The sequence below is a fragment of the Akkermansia sp. genome (assembly GCF_020860705.1).
Classification (GTDB): Bacteria; Verrucomicrobiota; Verrucomicrobiia; order Verrucomicrobiales; family Akkermansiaceae; genus Akkermansia.
Genome location: NZ_JAJBTT010000015.1, coordinates 38,219 through 60,977, shown reverse-complemented (window position 1 = coordinate 60,977; position 22,759 = coordinate 38,219). Strand labels below are relative to the sequence as shown.

The window sequence follows — 22,759 nt, the reverse complement described above, 5'->3', positions numbered from 1 at the left end:
CGGATTTGAAATCCGTTACCGTGTAAGTACCGATGGGATGATTAACATTCCTATTACTACACCGCATGCTTATGAAGAAAACATTATTTCTGACCGCAACCCTGCTGTTAGCCACGGTTTCCGGACAGGGAGCCGTCACGTTGCTGGACGGATTCTCTCCGGCAAGCCAATCCTCCAGCAACTCCCAGGTGAACTGGAGCGATGATGCAAGTTCATTCAGCACGGGATGGGCCGTTTCTTTTAACACTACCCTTCCTGCAAACCTCTCAGCCCTTATGGGCACCGATGCTTTTTTCTCCACACAAAAAAACTCTAGTGAAAAAGAATGGACGTTCGGGTTTGGGACTAAAACTGGAAACAGTAGCGTCGCGCTCACGATGAAGAATACAAATTCTGCTACAGGGCAAGTCGTCTTCACGACAACCCAGATCGCCAAGGAAGATCTCTTAAATAATCCCCTCACTCTTGTGGTCAGAAAAGTGTCTGATAGCGAATCCAACGTTACCTTCTATTTGGGCGGCGAGGAAATCGCTTCCGGAACGAGTAACGGTCTTATATCCCTGACCAAAGGAGCCGCTACATTCTGGTCAAATGGGGGAAGAACCCAGCTTTCAGACATTCAGGGCGTCACTTTTGACGCATCCGACTCCAACATGGACGTGCTGGCCGCACTGGGCATCGCAACCGTTCCAGAACCTGCTACAGCCTCCCTTGGCATCCTGGGCCTGGCGGCTCTCATGATCCGCCGCCGGAGGGCGTAAGGATACCTTCACGCACTGATGGTGCAGGCGGCAGGAAGAATACGGCATTCTTCCTGCCCTTTTTATATCGGTTCCCGTCCCCTTTCCGGGATGGGGCACCCCTTTTCCCCTACGCTCGTTCTTTCCCGGACCGATTTTCAGACTTACCTCCTCCTTACAAGAAAAAACTTACCAAGGAGGATGGATATTTTCATTTAACTCCTTCCATTTCCATGTCTTCTCTTCGTTTTAGCCTGATGGCGCTGTTTCTGCCGCTTTTCATCTCCATCTCCTCCTTGGCGGAGGATTACGTATGGACAGGGGGAAGCGGTACTTCATGGCAAACGGCCTCCAACTGGAATCCGGCGGCTGTTCCCGGCACGTCCTCTTCCTATGCCGACCGGATGATTTCAAACGGACTCCTGTCCCGGCCCGTCGGCAAGCTGGACGGTTCTTCCGGAATTGCGGGTCTGGGAACAGGAGGGCGGTACCTGAAAGGAATTCAAATCAACGGAATCAGCACGAACCCGGGAGAATCCGGCCTGATCTATATCCTGAACAGTTCACAGGGCGTTTATTTGCGTGTTCATGATGAGGGTGTCAGTATCAGGGAACCGGAGGGAACGGGGTACGCGGCGGACTTCGGAATCGCCCAGTTGCGCGTAGCGGCGGACCAGTCATGGACCGTGGAACAGGGACGCACCTTCTATCTGGGAGCAAACGGACAACCTAAAGAAGGCTCCTATTCCCTGACGAGCGAGGGAGGAACGGCGCGCTCCGTCACGTTGAAGGGCGGCGGTACAGTGCGGCTGTGCCCATGTCTTTCCGTGGAAAAAATCGACGGAAATATCAGCTTCATTCTGGACAACGGCACGGGAACGCCCACCCTGAACATGGGAGGAAAGGCCCTGACCAACGCCGTCTCCGTCCCCTCCGGGGGCATTCTCCAGGAGGCGGGAGCCTACCGGGGCGCCCTCACCACCGGGGAAAAAGCTGCCGTCACATGGACCCATTCGGAAATAACGCCGGATGCCGGGTGGACGCTGGGAGCCGAAACCGCCTTCAGGCTGGAGGACTCCGTACTGGACCAGAGCGGAAATGCCCCCTTCAACGGACAAGTGACGCTGGCGGGGCAATCCGGCATCCGGGGCGGAGGCGGCATGCTGACGCAGATCCTGGAAGACAACGCCACGGTCACTTACGCGGACCGCACGGTGACCCGCGGTGAAATCCTCTCCGTGGGAACCGGTGTAACGATTATTCTGGAAAACGCCACGCTGGACCTGGGAGACGCGCCGCCGGACGTGGACCTGGTCATCAAAGGGAACTGCAGTCTGAAAGGCAGCGGCACATTTAACGGAAAAGTAACTTATGAAAAGGATTCCAGCCTGACGGCGGACGACACCCTGACCATGCCGAATGCAGGGATGTCCGTGACGCTGACGCCCTCCAACATTTCCACGATTGACGGCATCCGCCAGAACGGGAGCCAGACCCCGGCACAGAACGGGCCGGAGGTGAAATCGTACATCGTTCAATTTGACCCTGCGCTGGAAACATATGTGAACGGGTGGAAAGGAACCCATACTTTTACCATTGAATTCAGGGAAGGCGTGGAAACGGCGGAAATCCCGTCACTGCCCTCCTGCTTCACGGCCCAGTCCTATGACGCAGGGACGCATACGCTGACGCTTCAGAGCAGCATCCCGGAACCGCCGCCCATGAAGGAAGGGATGGTTGGAGCCAGGCCCAACATCATCTTTATCCTTGTGGACGACATGGGCTGGGGAGAATTGAACGCCTTCTGGGAACATCAGGAGCTGAACGGAAGAGAAGTGGAACGGCGGCGCAGCCTGTCCACCCCGGCCCTGGACAGCATGGCTGAAGAAGGCATGCAACTGCGCCGCCATTATACCGCGGCTCCGGTCTGCGCCCCTGCCCGCGCCTCCCTGATGCTGGGCGTCCACATAGGCCACTCCCGGGTGCTGCGCAACAAGTGCTTTGACGACCCGATCGAAAATTCCCACACGCTGGCCACGGTACTGAAAGGAGCCGGCTATGATACGGCCGCCGTCGGCAAATGGGGCATCGGCGGCGGCGGGGAATCCGCGGGCGGAGGAACAGGCTACCATTACAGCATGAGCGCCACCCCTGACCAGCGGGGGTTTGACTATTTTTACGGCATTGTGGACCACCTGTCCGGCCATTACCACTACCTGGGGGAAACCATGAGCGCGGCCAAAGACCCGGATCTTGGAAAGGTGAGGGAATACAACCGTTCGGACGCCGTACCGGCGCTGAGGGACGTGAAGTCCACTGTCCCGGATACGGCCTATGACACGGACATGTTCGCCGCCCGTGCCAAAAAATGGATCATGGACCACCATGACCAGGGCTCCGGCAAGCCTTTCTTCCTGTACCTGGCCTTTCCGGCACCTCATGCATCCAGCGCCGTGCCGGCATGCGCCTACCCGGATGGCGGCGGCAGGAACGGAGGACTGCAATGGGTGCAGCGGGACGGAATAGCCACCTGCAACACAGGCACGGAGGAACTGGCCAGAGAAGCAGGCCTGACGGGGTCCTATGCCAAGGACAGCTATATTTACCCGGAACTTTCTTCCTATTCTGCCATAGAAAGCCGCCATGCCACCATGATACGCCGCGTGGACGACACCATTGCGGACGTGATCCAGACGCTCAAGGATCTGGGCATTGACGACAACACCATGATCGTCTTCACCTCCGACAACGGCCCCCACCACGAGGGAGGAGCCGATCCGAACCACAACCACGGCACGAAGAATCCCGCCTATTTCCAGGCTTACGGCATGATGGACGGCATTAAAAAGGATACGTGGGAAGGCGGCATGCGCATGCCCACCCTGGTGCGCTGGCCCAAATACATCAACAAGGGAGGCATTTCCCTGAACGCCTCCCAGTTCCAGGACTGGATGGCCACCTTTGCGGAGGCGGCCGGGGTGCCCGTGCCCGCCCGCTGCGACGGCGTTTCCCTGCTGCCCACGCTGGCAGGCGTTCCCGAACGGCAGAAGAAGAGCAACATCTACGTGGAGTACTTTGGAGACCTGGTCACTAGCGGATTCTCAGACTTCCTTCCCGCCCACCGGAATGCGGCCCAGGATACGGACATGCAGCAGGTGGTTTACGCGGAAGGCCTGAAAGGGGTGCGCCGCCAGGGAGGAGGAAACAATAACAACAGGATCCTTGATCCGTTAAAGGATTTCATGATTTTCAACACCCTGACGGACCCCCAGGAAGCCGCAGACCTGGCTTCCAGTCGTCCGGATCTTCAGGAAAAGCTGAAAATTCAGTCCGCCCGCACACGCCGTACCTCTCCCTTCCAAACCGTCCAGAAGCTGGATGACGCCATGGTGCAGCCGGTCGAAGCCCCCTCCGGCCTGAAAAGGGGAGGCCTGCGCTGGCGCGTATGGAAACGCGGATTTGACTGGGTGCCGGATTTCCGGCAGATGGAAGCGCCGGACGCCACGGGAAAAACTGCCGGAGTGACTGTGCAGACCATTCCCTCCCTGACACGGAAAGGAGTGGAGCTTTCAGGCTATCTGGAGGTACCGGAAGACGGAGAATACACATTCTACCTGAAAACGGACGCCGGAGAAGGCTCCAAGGCCTTCGTTCACTTGCACGGCATGCAGCTCGTGGATGCGGATTTCACGTATGTTCCCGGAACGGAAGCAGACTCCCGCGCCATAGACGGGGTGTCGGAGGAAGTGATTGCCAAGGCGGATAAAAACGCCCTTGCGGGACAGAAGGTGAAGCTGAAGGCGGGGCTGCACCCCATCCGCATCGGTTACGTGGGGAATACGGCCGCCTCCTCCCTCTCCCTGGAATGGGAGGGAACGGGAACCGGCGGCAGGGAAGCCGTTCCCTCCACGGCCCTGGCCTACGAGTATGTGAACCCGGTCAGCCTTGACAAGACGGAGGAAGCCGCCGGAAGCGCCGCCACCGCCACCACGCTGACCGTGCAGACCCAGTTGCCCTGGACCGCCTCCAGCGATCAATCATGGGTCACGCCGGACGCCTTGTCCGGCGCGGGAACCGCCACGCTGAATCTGGCGGTGGAGTCCAACAGCTCGGAAACGCCCCGAACCGCCGTCGTCATCGTCTCCTGTGACGGGGAACAAAGAACCTTCACACTTACCCAGGAAGGGGCTCCTCCCCTGGCCGGATACGACGCATGGAAGAAAGACAACTTTGATGACAATACTCCGGACAACCTGACGGCTCCGGACGCCTGCCCAGCCGGGGACGGCATTTCCAACCTGATGAAATACGCCACGGGGCTCCCCGCCGGGAAGCCCTGCGGAAGCGTGACCAGCCTGAGCGTGGAAGAGAGGAACGGCAATCACTTCCTGCTGCTGGCGTGGCCGGTAAATCCCCAGGCCAGGGACGTCACCTTCAGCGTGGAAAGCTCGGAGGATCTTGAAACATGGACGGATGAAGGGACGATCACCCCGGAAGGCAGCCGCGGCGAATACCGGGATACGGCACCCATGGACGACGGAGCGCCCCCGCGCCGCTTCCTGAGATTGAAAGTGACCAGGATTTGACCCGGAAGGCCTCCGCAGAAAACGGGGGCCTTTCCATCCAGTTGCGGCTTGACCGTGCAGGGAGGGTGGCGTAACATCCCCGCACGCATTCAACCCCTGCGCAACACGTATCATGGAACCTATTTACGAAGGCAAGGCCAAACGGCTTTACACGACCGACAATCCCAACGTCCTCCGCATGGAATACAAGGACGACGCCACCGCCGGCAACGGCGCCAAAAAAGCCCAGTTTGAAAACAAGGGCCGGATGAACAAGGCCATCACCCTGGTCATCTACCGCATGCTGGAAAGCAAGGGCGTGAAGACCCACCTGGTCGCTGACGTGGACGACATCAATATCGACGTGAAAAAGGTTTCCATCCTTCCCCTGGAAGTGATCGTGCGCAACATCGCCGCCGGCTCCTTCAGCCGCCGCATGGGCGTCAAGGAAGGCACTCCCTTCAAGAAGCCGATTGTGGAATTTTCCTACAAGGACGACACCCTGGGCGATCCCTTCATCAATGACGACTACGCCCGTGAAATGAACGCCGCCACGGAAGAGGAATGCGCCTTCCTGAAGGACCAGGCCCGCATCGTGAATGACGTGCTGATCGACTTCTTCAAGCAGGTAGGCCTGACGCTGGTGGACTTCAAGATCGAGTTCGGCCGCCTGGCGGAGGATCCCTCCCAAATCGTGCTGGCGGACGAGATTTCCCCGGACACCTGCCGCCTGTGGGACATCAAGACCGGCGAGAAGATGGACAAGGACCGCTTCCGCCAGGACCTGGGCAACGTGATGGAAGCTTACGAGGAAGTCCTCTCCCGCCTCCAGAACAAGGCCTGAGCCTCTTACCCCTTCATGGGAGCCGGTTGTCCAACCGGCCCCCATTTTTCATTTTACCACCATTCTTGAGCGATATGACCCTCCACTTTGAAGTTATCAGCCGATTCCAGGCCGCAGCCAACGCCGACGCCCTGCTCTACACCCCCCTGAACGCCGGGCTCACCTTCCGCCGCAGCCGCGTTTACACCGTAGAAATCAGCGGGGACGAACAGAAAGCCCGCGAATATCTCCTGAGTGTGCTGGTGGACCCCATCGCCCAAGAATGCAGCGAGCAGGCCGCCCCCATCCTGAAGGATGCCCTGTTCACCATTGACTACGGCATGAAGGCCGGCGCCCTGGACCTGGAAAAGGAAGCCATCCTGCAAAACTACCGCGGCCGCAGGAACATGGGCTTTACCCTGGACGCCCTGAAAATCACCCAGCGCGTGTACGTCTTCGGGCAGGGGGACAGGGAATCCCTGGCGGCGCTCTTCGCCAAGGACGTCTGCAACCCCGCCATCCATAACTGGACCATCGCCTAACCCTTTCCCCCTTCCTCAGCAACATGTCCGCAAAAACCTACCGCACCGTTCCCGTGAGGAACCTGAGCAGCGACGAACTGCTCGAACTCAGCAAAAAGCAGAAGCTTTCCCTGTCCCGCGAGGACATGGAAGTGGTTCAGCAGATCTTCCGTGAAATCGACCGCGACCCTACCGACGTGGAACTGGAAGTGATCGCCCAGACCTGGTCCGAGCACTGCAAGCACCGCATCTTTTCCGCAGACATCAGCCACAGCGTAAACGGCGGCGCTCCGGAAACCGTCAAAAGCCTGTTCAAGACTTACATCAAAAAGCCGTCTGAAAAAATCATGGAACGCAAGCCGGGCTTCGTGCTCAGCGCGTTTGACGACAATGCCGGCTTCATCGCGCTGGACGACAAGCTGGCCGTCTGCCTGAAGGCGGAAACGCACAACCACCCCTCCGCCATTGAACCCTACGCCGGAGCCAACACCGGGCTGGGCGGCGTCATCCGCGACATCCTGGGCGCAGGCAAGGGCGCCAAGCCCATCGCCTCCCTGGACGTCTTCTGCTTCGGCGCCCCGGACACGGACCCCGCATCCATCACCGCCCCGGACGTCATCCATCCGCTGGGCATCATGCGCGGCGTGGTGCGCGGCGTGCGCGACTACGGCAACCGCATGGGCATTCCCACCGTGAACGGCGCCATCCAGTTTGACCCCACTTACATTTACAACCCGCTCGTGTTCTGCGGCACCGCCGGCGTCATCCCCCGCGGGGACATCCTGAAGGAAATGCGCCCCGGCCTCAAGGTGATCGTCATCGGCGGACGGACGGGACGGGACGGCCTGAAGGGGGCCACCTTCTCTTCCGCGGCCCTGGACGAAGCATCCCATGAAGAAGACTTCACCGCAGTGCAGATCGGCAACCCGATTGAAGAAAAGAAAACGCTGGACTTCATTCTGGAAGCGCGGGAACGCGGCCTGATCGTCTTCATCACGGACTGCGGCGCGGGCGGCTTCTCCTCCGCCGCCGGGGAAATGCTCTCCGTCACGGGCGGGGAAATCTTCCTGGACAACGCCCCTCTGAAGGAACCGGGCCTCATCTCCTGGGAAATCTTCCTGTCCGAATCCCAGGAACGCATGGTCATGGCCGTGGAAGAAAAGGACCTGCCGGAACTCCAGAAGCTGGCGGACACTTTCCAGACGGAACTGACCGTGCTGGGCCATTCCGACGACACGGGCATCCTCAAGGTCTGGCACCATGGGGAACTGGTCTGCTGCCTGGACAACTCCAAACTGCATGACGCCCCCATCAAGAAACTGGAATCCGTCTTCACCCCCGGCAAGGCGCTCACGGGCCAACCCCTCCCGGACAAGGACCTGAACAAGGCCATGGAAACCGTCATGGGGGACTTCGCCATCGTCTCCCGCGAACCCATCATCCGGGAATACGACCATGAAGTGCAGGGCAACACCATCCTGAAGCCCCTGGCGGGCGCGCAGGCGGACGCTCCGCAGGACGGCTCCGTGGTGGACATTGACGGTTCCGACAAGTGCATGGCCATGGCCTGCGCCATTCTCCCGGAATGGGGCAAGACGGACCCCTACGCCATGGGAACCGGCACCGTGGACGAATGCGTGCGCCAGCTGATCCTGGTGGGTTCCAACCCGGACAAAATCGGCCTGCTGGACAACTTCTGCATGGGCAATCCGGAAGATCCCCAGGAACTCGGCCGCCTGGTGGAATGCGTGAAGGCCATCGCCCATGCGGCGGACGCCTACAACGCCCCCTTCATCTCCGGCAAGGACTCCTTCTACAACTACTTTGAAACGGAAGACGGCCCCATCAACGTGCCCGTCACCTTCCTCTGCTCCGGCTTCGGCGTGGTGGAAAGCCCGGACCACGCCACCGGCTCCTCCCTGCGCCGGAACGACAGCCTGCTGTACCTCATCGGCAACACGGAAGACGAAATGGGCGGCTCCGTCTTCGCCCGCACCCACGGTGTGGAAGAAGCCAGGGTCCCCCAGACGGACTGCGCGGCCAACATGGCCCTGTACAAGGCCTATTACAACGCCCTGACCTCCGGCCTGGTGCTCTCCGCCCACGACGTCTCCGAAGGCGGCCTGGCCGTCACGGCGGCGGAAATGGCCTTCTCCGGCAAGGGCGGCATCCGGCTGGACCTCACGAAAGTTCCTACCGCTCACGGATGGAAGTCTCCGGCGGTTCCCCTGTTCAGTGAAAGCACGGGCCGCATCCTGGTGGAAGTGGATCCGGAATTCGCCGCGGACTTTGAAGCGGCCATGGACGGCTTCCCCTGCGCCTGCATCGGCCGCGCCACGGAGGAAAAACGCCTCACGGCCACCTGCTGCGGCGGGGAAAAGGTGCTGGACTGTGAAATAGCCAGGCTCAAGAAACTCTGGAAGGACGGACTCACCCCCTACTATTGATCTCCAGAACCCGGGACCTAACCATACCAACGATTCATTGCTACCAATATGCCTCACGCACTTTTATTGAAATACCCCGGCACCAACTGTGATGTGGAAACGGAACGCGCCCTGCGCGCAGCCGGCTTCTCCACTCAAATTCAGCCGATTGCCACAGCCACGCCGGAACACGTCGCTAAATCCCAGCTCGTCGTTCTCGGCGGCGGATTCAGCTACGGGGACTATGTCACCAGCGGCCGCCTGGCCCAGCTGGAAACGGAACGCTTCCTGGGAGACGCCCTGCATCGGCACCATGCCGGCGGAGGACTGCTCCTGGGCATCTGCAATGGCTTCCAGATACTCACCAAACTGGGCATTCTGCCCGATTCCAGCCTCATCGACAACAAAAAGGAACGCTTTGAATGCGTCTGGGCCAAACTGGTGAAAGTGGCCAAAAACTCCCCCTTCCTGCAGGGTCTTCCCGATGAATTCGAACTGCCGTCCGCCCACGCGGAAGGCCGCCTGGTCACCAGGCCCGGAGACGCGGAAAAATACCTGGCCGCCGGAAACGTGGCCCTCCAGTACGTGGACAACCGCGACGGCTGCGAATGCAGCATTGCAGGCCTTCAGGACTCCACCGGGCGCGCCATGGGCCTGATGCCCCACCCGGAACGCTTCCTGCTGCCCCGCCACCACTACGACAGGGACTGGGCCGGCCATGAAGACTGGGGCTGGGGATACTTCCTGTTCAAATCCGCCTTTGACGCCCTGAAATAACGGCTCAAATCCATTCACCGCCCACCCTCCGCACGCATGACAGACACGGCACTCATCGGCTCCTCCTCCGCCCTCGGCGTCTTCTGGTCCTCAAAACGGTACTTCGACTACCTGATTGATGAAACCAACCTGCCCCTCCTGCGCGGCAAGGAATTCGGCCAGGTCGTGATCATCTGCCCGTCTCTCCGGGAAGGACGCAGGGCCATCCGCGGGAACATGGGCTCCTTCCTGGCGCAGGTTAAAAACCTGATCGACCTGCTGCATGAAGTGAAGGCGGAGCGGGTGACCTACGTCACCTGCATTGACACCCAGCCGGAAACGGGCAATGAAGAATCCCCCCTTCTCCGTGAATCGGAAGATGAATGGCTGGCCGCGCTGGTGGAACTGAAAGCCTTCATCAACCTGCGGTTTGGCCGCGTGCTGAACGTCTACCTTCCGGAAATCACCGGAACGGGAGCGGACATGAGCGTGGCGGACCTGCTGGCAGCCCCGCCGGAAGGAACGGGGGAACTGGAAGTGGCCCTGCTGGAGCGTCACCAGCTCTATCCCATGCACCGCCTGGTCCGGGACGTGGAAAAGGCATGGGAATGCGGCATCTTCTCCGTCAATCTGGTTCCGGAACCCATCACCACCTTTGAACTGGTGGAACACTGCTTTCCCTCCCTCACGGACCGCCTCCCCACCGCCCGGGAAACGGACCCCTGCGGGAGCTCCAGAACTTCCGTTTACTCCACCCAGTACCATGATCCGGACACCGGCTACATCATGGACAAGCAGGAAGTCATCGCCGGCCTTTCCCCGGAGAAAAAGGCCTGACGATCCTTCCGCATCCGCGGGAGCAAGGAATAGTTGCGCCTGAATTTCCTGTTTCCAATCAAACAGGATGCTTCCTCTTTGGGGCCTTTTTCTTGTTAGAAAACAGGGCGGATTTGTAATCCGGTGTCAACGAAAAAACCAAAAATTAAATTACTCCTCCATCACTGTAAGTGCATTAAGAAAATGGAGCGGCATTGATAAGTCCAGTCCTATTCTCAACCAATAGTCGTCTTTTCAAGAACCAGGAAAATAAAACGCTTCATGATAAGCTTCATAGATGGAATATATTCCTGAAGTTTTTCCCAATCTGTACCGGATTACAAATCCGCTACATGGGACATCTATGAAGTATACTTCCATTCTTTTAATGACAGTGTCTTTGCTCTCCATGACCGCCCATGGAGCCATTACTGTTCCCTATACCGTGGAAAGCCTTACTGAAGGCAACCTTCAAATTAATCCCGGTACCACCTCCAATACCAGCTGGGCTGTCTCTTTCAACATGGAAATCAACCCGGACTTTTCCCTGGAAAACGCCCTTCCCGTTTATTCCGCGAACTACAGCGGCGCTAACCCCACGGGAAATGTCTTTTATCTTACGGGTTTTGACCACGGCGAATGCACGTTCGCCGCTGAAAAACCGCTGCCAAACCCTGCCTCCTCCTGGTTCACCAACGCAACGCTGACGCTGGACGCCAGCCCGCTGACGCTGATTTACCGGCAGGACCTCTCCGGAGGAGGAAGCACCATCAGCCTGTATCAGGGCACGCAGCTTATCATGAGCGGAACGAATGCTGCATCCCTGTTCCCGCTCAACAATAACCTTTCCACCCTGTGGACCAACAACGGAAACATCCAATACAGCAACATCCAGGTTAGCTATTTTGACAAGGATCCCGGCATTGACAGCGATATGTCCATCCTGAGCGCCCTGAACATCCCGGAACCGGCCACGGCCTCCATGGGATTGCTGGGACTGGCTGTTCTTGCCATGCGCCGCCGGCGCTTTTAACCCCTGCCGTATCACGGCAGCACGCTTTTTTCAGGCCGTCTCTCCTGTCCTTCAGGTCAGACGGCCTTTTCATGTCCCGGTAGATTTCCGCAAAAGCTTTTCCAGTTGAGCGCGACCGGGAACGGTGGTACAAAGGAGTCATGAAGATCAGCGACGACAGTCTTGAATTTTTAACGGAACTTCTGGAAACGCCCAGCCCGTCCGGCTTTGAGATAGACGCCCAGCGCATCTGGGCGGATGAAATGCGCAAGTACACGGAAGATGTCCAGTGCGATACGTATGGCAACACCTGGGCTACCTTCCATGCGGAAAAGGAGGATGCCCCTACCCTGATGATTGAAGCCCACGCGGATGAAATCGGGTTCATGATCCGCCACATCACGCCGGAAGGGTTTCTCTATGTGGAACGCGTGGGCGGCACGGACACGGCCATTGCCCGCGGACGCCGCGTCCGCTTCCTGGGCAGCCAGGGTGAAGTGATGGGCGTCACCGGAAACACCGCCATCCACCTGAGGGAAACCGGAGAAAAAGAACCCAAAATATGGGAAATCTACATTGACGTAGGTACCTCCTCCGACAAGGAAGTGGCGGAACTAGGCCTGCGCGTGGGCCATGTGGGTGTCTATTGCGACGGCCCCATGCTGATGAACGAGGACAAGCTGGTGTGCCGTGCGCTGGACAACCGGTTGAGCGGCTTCGTCCTTTCGGAAATAGCCAAGCGCCTGTGCAAGCTGAAAAAGCCCATATCCTGGAACGTAGTGCTCGTCAACGCCGTTCAGGAGGAAGTGGGGTGCATTGGCGCTGGAATGATCACTCACCGCCTGTGTCCGGATGCCGCCATCTGCATTGACGTGACGCACGCCACGGATTCCCCCGGACTGGACAAGGGCAAATTCGGAGACATCAAACTGGGCGGCGGTCCTGCGGTCATCCACGGCACGGCCAATCATCCCAACCTGGTGGCCCGCCTGGAAATCGTGGCGGACAAGAACAAAATTCCGCTCCAGCATGAAGCCGCCGGACGCCGCACCGGAACGGACACGGACAGTATTTACGTCTCCCGCAACGGCGTGGCCTCCGCCCTGGTCTCCCTGCCTCTGCGCTACATGCACTCCCCCGTGGAAACGGCAGCCCTCAGCGACGTGGAAGACACGATCAAACTGCTGCTGGAACTGATCAAGTCCCTGAAGCCGGGTGACGCCTTCGGCCACAAACTGTAACGGCCGGCAAGACGCCATGGGCAGAATTCATTACCAGGCGCCAGCTCACGTCGCTCTCCACAACGGCATCTCACTGGGGTTCATCTTGGGAACAAGGGCCTCCCGGCCCTTGTAAAAGAATTCTCTCACCCAACGACGGTTCCACCAAACTGCTTAGACCCACGCACAAAAAACAGCCTGAATCAAATTCCAAGTCGATTGGTCATCCGGAGCTATGAGGGCCGGAGGCCCTCATTCCCAGGCTTCAGCACACATCCCGTTCCAGGGACGGACAGACATAACGGCATTCCACCAGGGTTCTCCTGGGAGCAAGGGCCTCCAGGCCCTTGTACCTTCAGCAACACTCACCCTCCCCTTTTCAACCTCTTCCCTCCATCCAGCCAATTCCCGGCCACCCCTTCCCGTGACGGAATTTCTCCATAAGGCAAACCAGCCAAACAACAAGGAGAAGTTGGAAAACAGGAAGAAGCCCCGCAAAAAGCCTCTCACGCACTATTGCCGGAAAAGTGTTGCCATCCTAACCCGGCCCTCCCGTTCCTGAAAAGTCACATTTCGCTGAAATCCAGCCGGGTCACGTTGAAATACGTCTTCCCCTTCCGGCAGGAGTTCCACAGGATCACCAGCATCAGCAGGAACAGCCCCAGCCTCCACGCCACTTCAAAGGGATAGCTGGTCACCTCCCTTTCCACGCCGATGCAGTTGCAGGAAAGGGAAAGCCCCCTGATCCAGCCCTGCACGAAGAGGGCCACAAACGTAAACGTCAGGGCGCTTCCCAGCAGGGCCGCTCCGGCGCAAGTTCTGCGGAACAGGAGCCCCAGGCCCACCACCATTTCGCACGCCACTCCCAGGCAGGCCAGGGGATGCCCCCAGGCCTCCGGAAAAAGGGCGAACCGGTCAATGGTCGCCTGGAGCTGGTCCAGATGAAACAGCTTGCGGCCGGCCACGAAGAGAAAAAAGCCCCCCATCCCCAGCCGAAGCAGGAGCAGGCAGATACGGATTATTTTTTCTCTCAGCATGCCGGCGGATTCCGCTTATTCAAAATGGGTTTGCTGCGCGCTCACCTTGTCATTGCGCAGTTTGTTAAGTTCATGGCGGACCTTTTCCAATTCCAGTTGAAGGGATTTCTCCCGTTCGGAAGCGGCATCCGGAGCGGAAGACTGGCCTGTCGGCCCCTTCTTCGCCTTGCCCACGGCATCTTCCATGAAGAGCATGTTCATCCCCGGAGCCTTCGTGTCAAACTTCAAGACGCCGGAAACAGGCTTTTGTGAACCCGGATGCTTCACGGAGGCTTTCACCGTCACTGTTCCGGGCTTTGTTCCCAGGCGCACCAGCGCCGGAGCGGAGCCCCATTTGACAGGCTGGGTCAAGGTGCCGTCCGGGGAATCGGTCAGCAGCTCGGCAGGGCCTTCCACGGAGAAGACAAGCTCCTCATCATTCAGCCGCTTCACCGTTCCACGGCCATCCGTGACTTCCGCCACTACTGCAAACACGTCGGAACCGTTGGCGCACAAATCCACGCCTTCTTCCTGATCCAGGCGGAGGCGGATTTTTTCCGCCCTCCGGGAGGGCCGCACTTCATGCCTGGTCACCACCTTCCCGCCAATGATGCCTTCCGCCACCAGCTTCACGGCTCCTTCCTTGCCGGCGCGGGAGAGTTTTTTGTTTTCCATGAAATCCCAGGCTTTCGGGAACACGACGGGCACGCGCTTGAGGCCGTTGGGGTAGGAAGCCACCTTCTTCTCCACCGGGGCGCCTCCGTTGACGCTCAAGCGGACGGAATCACAGTTGGAAAAAACCGTAACGTCTTCCGGAGAGAAAGGAGTGCACTCGTTGGCGATGTAAACGACTGGGCCGGAACCCAGTTCATTGCGCGTCTTCTGGGGCCGCTGGGACATGAACGCGTAATAGGACGTCTTGGGCTGCCGGAAGGCATCCAGAATACCGCCGTAGAAGGGATCCGGATGGTAGCCGCGCTGGTGGTCGAAGGGGTGCCAGAGACAGCCGCCGAAGTGGTAGGCGGGAGCGGCGTTCAGGGTGTCGTACGTGGTGTACGGAAATGACGTTTTAAGGTAGTGGAGCGCCTGCACCATCATGGGGTATTCCCCCCACTGCCGCGCTACGCGGGACGAGGAATTGTGGGCGGACCAGGTATCCACATTATCACCGAATTCACGGGTGAAGTACGGCTTGTTGTTTTTCCGCTCCTTGATGGACCAGTGCTTGTCCCCTGTGGCCGGATGGGCGTACATCACTTCGTAATACTGGTTGCCCTGGGCCACGGCGTCACAGGCGGTGTAGCAGCCCGGATAGGGATATTCCTCATGCACCAGGTCGCGTGCCTTCTTGGCAAAATCAGCCGGATAGTGGGTCTCATTCAAAATAGGCTCCCACATCATCACGGAAGGATGGTTCCTGTCACGGCGCACCATCTGCCGGATGTCGTCATACACCCGGTCCGCAAAAGGCCCCTTGCCCCAGAATTGCCAGCCCGGCGTGGCGACGATGACAAACAGCCCCAAACGGTCGCAGGCGTCCATAAACGCCGGATCCTGCGGATAATGGGCGCTGCGGATGATGCGCATGCCCGCCTTCCTCAACTTCACGGCATCCTGCCACTGGAGGTTGTTGGGAACCGCATTCCCCAGCCGGGCGAAGTCCTGGTGCCTGTTGCCGCCAATCAGCTTTTCCGGAAACAGGGAACCGTTCAGCACCAGCCCCTTTTCCGTAATTTCCACCGTCCGGACGCCCACCCTCATGGAACGGTTGTCCAGCAGATGGGCCGGGTTCTTGGAATTGCCGCTCCCTGCGGCGTTCCAAACTTCCACGCTCAAGGTGTACAAATTGGGATTATCCGGGGACCACGGCTTGACATTGGAAATGACCAGGGGAATATCCACCTCCCCCGTAGAATGGGGAGGAATGGAAAGGGGAGCCGTTTCTCCCACGGGATCCACCCCCTTGGGATCCGTCATCAGCGCCTGCACGCGCACCTTCTGTTCCCGGTCCGTCTGGTTGGCCACCTGCACCTTCACTCCCACCTTGCCCTTCCGGGTGCGGGAATCAAGGGATTCCGTCCGGAAAAAGACGCCGCCGCCAGCAACAGTCCCGGCCTCATTCGGGTCCGTGATGTAAACAGGCCCCGTGGAAATCAGATACACATCACGGTAAATCCCCCCGAAGTAGGCAAAATCCAGGCTTTCCTGGGGTTTGCCGGGAGGGTACGCCCCGTCGTTGGAATTGTCCGCCTTCACGACGATGACATTCTTTTGCCCCGGTTTCAGCCACTTGTCCAGGTTCACAATGACGGGAAGATAGCCGCCGAAGTGTTCCGCGGCCTTTTCACCGTTTACCCAAATCTCGCTCTTCCCCATGATGCCCTCAAAATACAGGGTATTCCTCTTCCCTTTCAGCTGTTCAGGCGCCGTAAACGTCTTCCGGTACCACACCGGCCCCTGGTAATTGGAGCAGCCGCTGGCCTCCTCCGGCAGTAGATCAATGCCGTTGGGAAGATTCACGGACTGCCAGGAGGAATCGTCAAAATCCGGACGGGTCACCCCCTCCGGCGCATTCTTCCCCTTAAACAGCTTCCAGCCCACATTCATGCCGTATACGCTGCGCTTGGTCGTATTTTCAGGCAGGCGCAGAGCCCCCGCCACGGAATAGGATCCGGTGGATGACGCAGCTTCCTCCTTGTCGGAAACCGGATCGGCATAAAGAGGGAAAGTTCCGGCCAGGCACGCAGCCGTCATCAGAATCATAGTGACTTTCATAAATGGAATTGGTGAATGCGATTTTGATATACGGAGAAACCCTGCCGTCATCTTTCAACCGTATAGTACATCCTTGTAGATAATGCAAATACATATGTCATCCGGCATCTTCCGCTTGACCTGGCAGGCATGTTTTTTCATAGTCAATTCGTCCTGTATGGGATTATCCCACAGCCCCGGTTCGGGTGCCAGGCTTTCAGTCCCGTGAAAAGGAAAAAGTGCGGCGTTCCTCCCCCGGCTGGTTCAGGACTACGCCTTTATCCACTAGTTTTTTATGTCATCTTTCTTTCAGAAAATTGTCAAACTGTTCTCCTATGACATTGGCATTGACCTGGGCACAGCCAACACGCTGGTCAATGTCAAGGACCAGGGCATCGTCCTGCGCGAGCCTTCGGTCGTGGCCGTCAAGGGGGACAAGGTTCTGGCCGTGGGGGACGAAGCCAAGCGAATGCTGGGCCGCACCCCCGGCTCCGTTACGGCCATCCGGCCGCTGAAGGACGGCGTCATCGCCGACTTCTACATCACGGAGGAAATGCTCCGTTACTTCATCAAAAAAGCCACCGCCAGGTATTACCTGATCAAGCCGCGCGTCCTCATCGCCATCCCCTCCGGCATCACGGAAGTGGAGCGCAGGGCCGTCAAGGAATCCGCTGAGGCGGCAGGCGCACGCCGCGTGCATCTGATTGAGGAGCCGATGGCCGCCGCCATCGGCGTGGGCCTTCCGGTTCAGGAAGCCGCCGGCAACATGATCGTGGACATCGGCGGGGGCACCACGGAAGTGGCACTTATTTCCCTCTCCGGCATCGTTTACAGCCGTTCCGTCCGCTGCGCCGGGGATGAGCTGGATGACGCCATCATCTCCTACATGAGGAGAACCTACAATCTTATGGTCGGGGAACGCACCGCCGAGGACATCAAAATCCGCATCGGCTCCGCTTATCCCCTGCCCCAGGAACTCTCTATCGAGGTCAAGGGCCGCGACCTGGTCGCGGGCCTGCCCAAGACAGTGACGATCCGATCGGAAGAAGTGCGTGAAGCGCTCACGGAACAGCTCAACACCATTGTTGACGCCGTGCGGACGACGCTGGAACGCTGCCCCCCTGAACTGGCCGCCGACCTCGTGGACCGAGGAATCGTTCTGGCCGGAGGAGGCGCCCTGCTGCGCGGCCTGGACCAGCTCCTTCATGAGCAAACCGGCCTGCCCATCCACATTGCGGAAGATCCGCTGAGCGCCGTAGCGGAAGGCACTGGAAAAGCCCTTCAGGAACTGGACTTCTTCACTAATGTTACTGACGCGGAAGACTGAAGACGAAAGACCGGAGCCTTCGCTCCGGAATTTCCCTGACGTACTGCCGCATCACCTCCACGCATCTGCCTGCATGATTCCTTTCCGGCCCTCTCCACAGCTTGAAATCCAGCCGCTCCTGACGGAAGACGGCCCTCCGGGAACATTGCGGGCAATAGCACACCCTAGCTTATTCACACCCCGTGTTTACAAAAATGCTTAAAAAAATCAAACGGGCCTTCGGCTTCGGATCCTGTGATCCCATGGAAGGCTCCACCATTATCATCAACGCTGAAAAACTCGAACGCCGTGTGGCCCTCATGGAAAACGGCGTACTGGAAGAATACACCATTGAGCGCGAAGGCGAAGACAACATCGTAGGCGGCATCTTCAAGGGCCGCGTCAAAAACATTGAGCCGGGCCTCAAGGCCATGTTCGTGGACATCGGCCAGGAAAAGAACGCCTTCCTCCACTTCTGGGACGCCCTGCCCGCCGCGCTGGACTCCAGCCTGGAAGAAATCGAACGCGAAGGACGGCCGAAGAAGCAGCAGCGCAAAATCACCTCCAAGGACATTCCGGACATCTACCCCATCGGCTCTGAAATCATGGTGCAGGTCACCAAGGGGCCCATCGGCACCAAGGGTCCCCGCGTCACCACGAACGTCTCCCTGGCGGGCCGCTACCTGGTCCTGATGCCCTTTACGGACCAGTTCGGCATTTCCCGCAAGATTGAAGATCCCAAGGAACGCCTGCGCCTGCGCCAGATCATGCAGAAGCTGAACGTGCCGGACGGCATGGGCATCATCATGCGCACGGTGGCCCAGGGCCAGCGCTACCGCCACTTTGTCCGCGACCTCGCCATGCTGCTGGAGCAATGGTACGGCGTGGAGGAAAAGAAGGAGGCCAACCCCGCCCCCGTCTGCGTATACAAGGAACCCGACCTGATTGAACGCACGGCGCGGGACTTCCTGACGGACACCGTGGACAACATCATCTGCGACGACGCGGAAACCACGGAGCACATGCGCGCCATTGCAGGAAAAATCTCCCGCCGCGCCAAGCGCCACATCCAGCACTTCCCCGTGCGCACGCCCATTTTTGAAGAACTGGGAATTGAAAAACAAATCAATGAAGCCTTCCAGCGCCAGGTGCTCCTGCCCTGCGGCGGCTACCTGGTGATTGACGAGACGGAAGCCCTGATCGCCATTGACGTCAACACAGGGCGTAACAAGGGCACCAAGGACCTGGACAAGACCATTCTGGACACCAACCTGGAAGCCGCTTATGAAATCGCCCGCCAGCTCCGCCTGCGCAACATCGGCGGCCTGGTGGTGGTAGACTTCATCGACATGCGCCACCGGAAGGACCAGCAGGCCGTGTACAAGGCCATGAAAGACCGCCTGAAGCGTGACAAGGCCAAGACCCAGGTACTGCAGATCACCCCCATCGGCCTGATGGAAATGACCCGCCAGCGGCTCAATGAAAGCCTCCGGGAATCCGTCCATGACCCGTGCCCGTATTGCGGTGGCCGCGGCCGCGTCAAATCCGTGATGACCATGAGCGTGGAAATCCAGCGGCAGATCTACGCCTGCATCCAGAAATACCGGGAAACCATCGGGGACATGGTCATCGTCGTGAACTCGGAAGTGCTCTCCCGCTTCAAGAATGAAGACGCCAGCCTGCTCATGGAGCTGGAACGCCAGCACAGCGGAAGGCTGATCTTCCGCGGCGACCACAACCAGCACCGCGAATCCTTCGCCATTTACGATGCCCGGTACGATAACAAGCCCCTGTACCAATCCGGGCAGTAACAACCCATTCCGGCTTTTCCGGCCGGGCGACACAATCGCCCGGCCTTTTTTGACCTGTCATGAACAGCATTCCCTCCTCTCCGAACGATCCCGTCAACACGGATATCCTGATGGTGGCGGAAGACCGCGTCAAGGGCTTCAGGCGCCTTCCTTTCCATGCCGTTTCCGAGCAATGCGGCCATCCCGTCCCGGTAGTTATCGAACGCCTGAAAGCCATGATGGAAGCCGGAGTGGTGCGCCGCGTGCGCCAGACGCTGCTGGCGACCAAGCTGGCCCAGGGCGCGCTGGTGGCGTGGTCCCTGCCGGAGGAAAACCTGGACGCGGCCTTTGACTGGATGAAGGATCACGACCCTTTCACGGGCCACGTGGTGCTCCGCAACACGGACCCGGCCAATCCCGGCGCCGGCTACCGCCTCTGGACCACGGTCAAGGTCCCCGTGGGATGCGGCACCCTGGAGGAACACTGCGACATTCTGAAACGCCACATCGGCGCGGACAATTACGTTCTTCTGCCTGCCCGCGGCGTTTTTGCGCTGGGAGTGGGGCACATGCGCCGCAGGGGTCTCCAGCCCGGAGACAAGACCCCGGAACCGGCCTCCATGCAGGAAACGAAAACCGTCTCCCTTTCCGATCTGGAATGGAAGGTGCTCCTTTCCGTGAAGGAACAGCTCAAGCCGGAGGAAATGGTGGAAGATCCCTGGTCCCTCCGCGCCGCACAGCTAGGACTGGAAACGGAAGAATACTGCCGCATCGCGGAAGAACTGGACCGGAAGCAGGTCATCGGCCGCTTCGCCACGTTCCTGGAACATGTACGGGCCAGGACGAACGACGGCCCCGTCACCAAATACAACGGCCTGTTTCACTGGACGGTTCCCGCCGGCATGGAAATCCGGGCGGGAGCGGAATGCGGCCGCCACATCTGCATGACCCACTGCTATTGGAGAACCGGCGGAGACATCTTCGGAGGGGCGCAGATCATGGGCGTGGTGCACGGCCTGGAAAAAAACGCCGTGCTCGAACACAAGGCGGCGATCGACCGCCACCTGGACGCTTCAGGCATCCCCGTCCTGCACACGGCCGTCTTCTGGGGGGAACGCTCGGAAATCAAGCCCTCTGAAATTTCTCCGGACCTGTACAGGAAATGGAAGGAGGAAGTGAAAAACGCTCCCGTTCTGCGGTAGCCCCCTTGCTCCGTCTTCCCCATCCCAGGCCATACCCCGTGGCAAACTTGTTTCACAAACGGGGTTCCCTGCCGCGTGCCCGTTCTGGCATGGTGGCGACGCTCCCATCAACCTACGGAGCATGTCACCATGAAGGCACACCATCTTTACTCAACAGCCATGACGCTGGCCGCGGCCGCCCTGCTCACCACGCAGTCCTTTGCGGACCAGACCGTCAGCGGCACGCAGACCAAGGCCGTCAACATGACGAAAGGCAGGCTGACCGTCACGGAAACCGGTTTCCTGAACGTCGTCAAAAACGCCGTCAATCTGAAAGACCCCATCCAGTCCGTTCTCAATATCCAAGTAATGGAGGGAGGAAGAATTTCCGGAAAAAGCGCCCTCGTCCTGGACCAGAATATGGAAAACGCCGTAACGGGGCAGCTGATCAGCCTGACCAACTCCGGCACGATGACAGGAACGGAAAAGCAGGCCATCGACCTGCGCTACATGCTCCAGACCTCCGCAACCATCACGAACAATGGCACCATCTCCGCCAGCCAAAAAGGAGCCGTCAAACTGGGCAATAACGCCACCGTAATCAATAACGGCACGATTGAAACCACGGCTGCAGGAGAAAACGGCATCACCGCCAAAAATTATGATCCGGCAGACGACGGCATCAATACCTTCGCCCATGGGCTTGACCTTGCCAACAACAGCGGGGGAAAAATCATCGGCATGAAACATGGGGTTACCGGAGAAGGGGAAGCCAGCATCAGCAACGACGGCCGGATTGAAGGCAGGGGAGGTTCCGGCTTGAACTGGGACTGGGACGCCACCCTCCAGCAGGACGACAAGTACGTGGTCACCGTAGTCAACGGAAAAGACGGGATCATCACCGGCACCGGAGACGCCGCCTCCCTGGACGGCGACGGCGTGGACGTGGATTATATCGTGAACCTGACCAATGCCGGCACGATTATGGCAAAAGACTCCTTCGGCAGTGCGGACGGCCTTGCCATAGGCGGAGGCACCGTCACCAATACCGGGACCATCACGGCTTCCAATTCCAATGCGAACGGGCAGGCCTACGGCATTCTGGTGGATGATTCCGACGGGAGCAACGCCTTTGAATCCATCCGGATCACCAACAGCGGGACGATTGAGGGAACAGGAGCCAACGGCACGGGCATCAGGATTGTCAGCGACAAGGAGAATTACATTTCCATGGAGGGTGGAACCATCACCGGAGGCAGCGGCCAGGCGGTCATCATGGGCTCCGGCGACGATGTTTTCTCTTATTCCGGAGGTACTGTCAACGGCAGCGTGGACGGAGGCGCGGGATTCAATACCATGGTCTTCCAGCTGGCAGAAACGGACCTTGTTTTTTCAAGTGATTTGAAAAACTTCAATTCCATCCACATCCAGGACTCTTCCCTCTCCCCGGGAGCCTCCGTCACCCTGGAAAACCTGACCATTACCATGGATATGGCCTCCCTGAACGGAGAAACTCCCCTGTTCAGCCTGGAAGGAGCCGGCTCTCTTCAATTCAACAGCGTCATCCTTCAACTCATGGGGACTCCGGACACTGTTCCGCTGGATGGCTCCGGCACGGTTTATTTCAAACTGGCAGGAGACGGCATCAGCCTGGAAGGGCTGGAAGTGCGCACGGAACTGGGGTATGAGCTGGACATGAGCAGGGACGGCTACGTAGGCATCAACTTCAGCACGCCGGAACCGGCAGCCGTTACCCTGGGCCTTCTCGGCTTCTCCCTGTCCATGCTGCGGCGCAGGCGGCACGCGGCTTGACGAGCTTCTGCCGGACCGCCC

The 22,759-nt window shown here is 59.0% G+C and carries 16 protein-coding genes; 13 read left to right on the top strand and 3 right to left on the bottom strand.

Annotated features, from left to right (window positions below):
* On the bottom strand, positions 1-376 hold a 376-nt coding region (locus LIO64_RS02935), incomplete at its 3' end, for a hypothetical protein (RefSeq protein ID WP_290547957.1).
* A 1-nt stretch (position 377) separates the two neighbouring features.
* Between LIO64_RS02935 and LIO64_RS02930 the strand changes: the two genes are divergently transcribed.
* The 9 genes from LIO64_RS02930 (at position 378) to LIO64_RS02890 (ending at position 12,900) form a co-directional block, all read left to right on the top strand.
* A complete protein-coding gene (locus LIO64_RS02930; protein WP_290547956.1) occupies positions 378-761 on the top strand; it encodes a PEP-CTERM sorting domain-containing protein in 384 nt (127 codons plus the stop codon).
* A gap of 212 nt (positions 762-973) precedes the next feature.
* Positions 974-5,326 carry a sulfatase-like hydrolase/transferase gene (locus LIO64_RS02925; RefSeq protein WP_290547955.1) on the top strand — a complete coding sequence of 1,451 codons (4,353 nt, stop codon included), beginning with the start codon at positions 974-976 and terminating at the stop codon, positions 5,324-5,326.
* 112 nt (positions 5,327-5,438) lie between these two features.
* Positions 5,439-6,149 (top strand): phosphoribosylaminoimidazolesuccinocarboxamide synthase, encoded by a 711-nt coding sequence (gene purC / locus LIO64_RS02920; protein WP_290547954.1) that lies wholly within the window; start codon positions 5,439-5,441, stop codon positions 6,147-6,149.
* A 74-nt stretch (positions 6,150-6,223) separates the two neighbouring features.
* The gene (locus LIO64_RS02915) at positions 6,224-6,670 is read left to right on the top strand and encodes a hypothetical protein (RefSeq protein ID WP_290547953.1); all 447 of its coding nucleotides are present in this window, start codon (positions 6,224-6,226) and stop codon (positions 6,668-6,670) included.
* Positions 6,671-6,693: 23 nt separating this feature from the next.
* The gene (gene purL / locus LIO64_RS02910; RefSeq protein ID WP_290547952.1) at positions 6,694-9,096 is read left to right on the top strand and encodes a phosphoribosylformylglycinamidine synthase subunit PurL; all 2,403 of its coding nucleotides are present in this window, start codon (positions 6,694-6,696) and stop codon (positions 9,094-9,096) included.
* A 48-nt stretch (positions 9,097-9,144) separates the two neighbouring features.
* Positions 9,145-9,852 carry a phosphoribosylformylglycinamidine synthase subunit PurQ gene (locus LIO64_RS02905; protein ID WP_290547951.1) on the top strand — a complete coding sequence of 236 codons (708 nt, stop codon included), beginning with the start codon at positions 9,145-9,147 and terminating at the stop codon, positions 9,850-9,852.
* 36 nt (positions 9,853-9,888) lie between these two features.
* A complete protein-coding gene (locus LIO64_RS02900; RefSeq protein WP_290547950.1) occupies positions 9,889-10,668 on the top strand; it encodes a hypothetical protein in 780 nt (259 codons plus the stop codon).
* Between the two features lie 367 nt (positions 10,669-11,035).
* Positions 11,036-11,680: a PEP-CTERM sorting domain-containing protein gene (locus LIO64_RS02895; RefSeq protein WP_290547949.1), complete on the top strand. Its 645-nt coding sequence runs from the start codon at positions 11,036-11,038 to the stop codon at positions 11,678-11,680.
* 140 nt (positions 11,681-11,820) lie between these two features.
* Complete coding sequence (locus LIO64_RS02890; RefSeq protein WP_290547948.1) at positions 11,821-12,900, top strand: M42 family metallopeptidase; 1,080 nt, start codon at positions 11,821-11,823, stop codon at positions 12,898-12,900.
* A 545-nt stretch (positions 12,901-13,445) separates the two neighbouring features.
* Here LIO64_RS02890 and LIO64_RS02885 read toward each other — a convergent pair.
* Complete coding sequence (locus tag LIO64_RS02885; protein WP_290547947.1) at positions 13,446-13,916, bottom strand: MauE/DoxX family redox-associated membrane protein; 471 nt, start codon at positions 13,914-13,916, stop codon at positions 13,446-13,448.
* Between the two features lie 15 nt (positions 13,917-13,931).
* Entirely contained in the window at positions 13,932-16,670 is a 2,739-nt protein-coding gene (locus LIO64_RS02880) for a glycoside hydrolase family 2 TIM barrel-domain containing protein (RefSeq protein WP_290547946.1), read from the bottom strand.
* A 274-nt stretch (positions 16,671-16,944) separates the two neighbouring features.
* On the opposite strand from LIO64_RS02880, the gene LIO64_RS02875 reads away from it, so the two are divergent.
* The 4 genes from LIO64_RS02875 to LIO64_RS02860 all read left to right on the top strand — a co-directional run bounded on the left by LIO64_RS02875 (position 16,945) and on the right by LIO64_RS02860 (position 22,738).
* On the top strand, positions 16,945-17,976 hold the full coding sequence (locus LIO64_RS02875; protein ID WP_012419593.1) for a rod shape-determining protein: 1,032 nt from the start codon (positions 16,945-16,947) through the stop codon (positions 17,974-17,976).
* Positions 17,977-18,170: 194 nt separating this feature from the next.
* On the top strand, positions 18,171-19,766 hold the full coding sequence (locus LIO64_RS02870) for an Rne/Rng family ribonuclease (protein WP_290547945.1): 1,596 nt from the start codon (positions 18,171-18,173) through the stop codon (positions 19,764-19,766).
* Positions 19,767-19,825: 59 nt separating this feature from the next.
* Complete coding sequence (locus tag LIO64_RS02865; RefSeq protein WP_290547944.1) at positions 19,826-20,947, top strand: Lrp/AsnC family transcriptional regulator; 1,122 nt, start codon at positions 19,826-19,828, stop codon at positions 20,945-20,947.
* A 129-nt stretch (positions 20,948-21,076) separates the two neighbouring features.
* On the top strand, positions 21,077-22,738 hold the full coding sequence (locus LIO64_RS02860; protein ID WP_290547943.1) for a hypothetical protein: 1,662 nt from the start codon (positions 21,077-21,079) through the stop codon (positions 22,736-22,738).
* Positions 22,739-22,759 lie beyond the last annotated feature (21 nt).

Excerpts from the sequence above, each read along its gene's own strand:
- LIO64_RS02930 (WP_290547956.1), top strand. The coding sequence starts at position 378 with ATGAAGAATACAAATTCTGCTACAGGGCAAGTCGTCTTCACGACAACC.
- LIO64_RS02925 (WP_290547955.1), top strand. The coding sequence starts at position 974 with ATGTCTTCTCTTCGTTTTAGCCTGATGGCGCTGTTTCTGCCGCTTTTC.
- purC (WP_290547954.1), top strand. The coding sequence starts at position 5,439 with ATGGAACCTATTTACGAAGGCAAGGCCAAACGGCTTTACACGACCGAC.
- LIO64_RS02915 (WP_290547953.1), top strand. The coding sequence starts at position 6,224 with ATGACCCTCCACTTTGAAGTTATCAGCCGATTCCAGGCCGCAGCCAAC.
- purL (WP_290547952.1), top strand. The coding sequence starts at position 6,694 with ATGTCCGCAAAAACCTACCGCACCGTTCCCGTGAGGAACCTGAGCAGC.
- LIO64_RS02905 (WP_290547951.1), top strand. The coding sequence starts at position 9,145 with ATGCCTCACGCACTTTTATTGAAATACCCCGGCACCAACTGTGATGTG.
- LIO64_RS02900 (WP_290547950.1), top strand. The coding sequence starts at position 9,889 with ATGACAGACACGGCACTCATCGGCTCCTCCTCCGCCCTCGGCGTCTTC.
- LIO64_RS02895 (WP_290547949.1), top strand. The coding sequence starts at position 11,036 with ATGACAGTGTCTTTGCTCTCCATGACCGCCCATGGAGCCATTACTGTT.
- LIO64_RS02890 (WP_290547948.1), top strand. The coding sequence starts at position 11,821 with ATGAAGATCAGCGACGACAGTCTTGAATTTTTAACGGAACTTCTGGAA.
- LIO64_RS02885 (WP_290547947.1), bottom strand. The coding sequence starts at position 13,916 with ATGCTGAGAGAAAAAATAATCCGTATCTGCCTGCTCCTGCTTCGGCTG.
- LIO64_RS02880 (WP_290547946.1), bottom strand. The coding sequence starts at position 16,670 with ATGAAAGTCACTATGATTCTGATGACGGCTGCGTGCCTGGCCGGAACT.
- LIO64_RS02875 (WP_012419593.1), top strand. The coding sequence starts at position 16,945 with ATGTCATCTTTCTTTCAGAAAATTGTCAAACTGTTCTCCTATGACATT.
- LIO64_RS02870 (WP_290547945.1), top strand. The coding sequence starts at position 18,171 with ATGCTTAAAAAAATCAAACGGGCCTTCGGCTTCGGATCCTGTGATCCC.
- LIO64_RS02865 (WP_290547944.1), top strand. The coding sequence starts at position 19,826 with ATGAACAGCATTCCCTCCTCTCCGAACGATCCCGTCAACACGGATATC.
- LIO64_RS02860 (WP_290547943.1), top strand. The coding sequence starts at position 21,077 with ATGAAGGCACACCATCTTTACTCAACAGCCATGACGCTGGCCGCGGCC.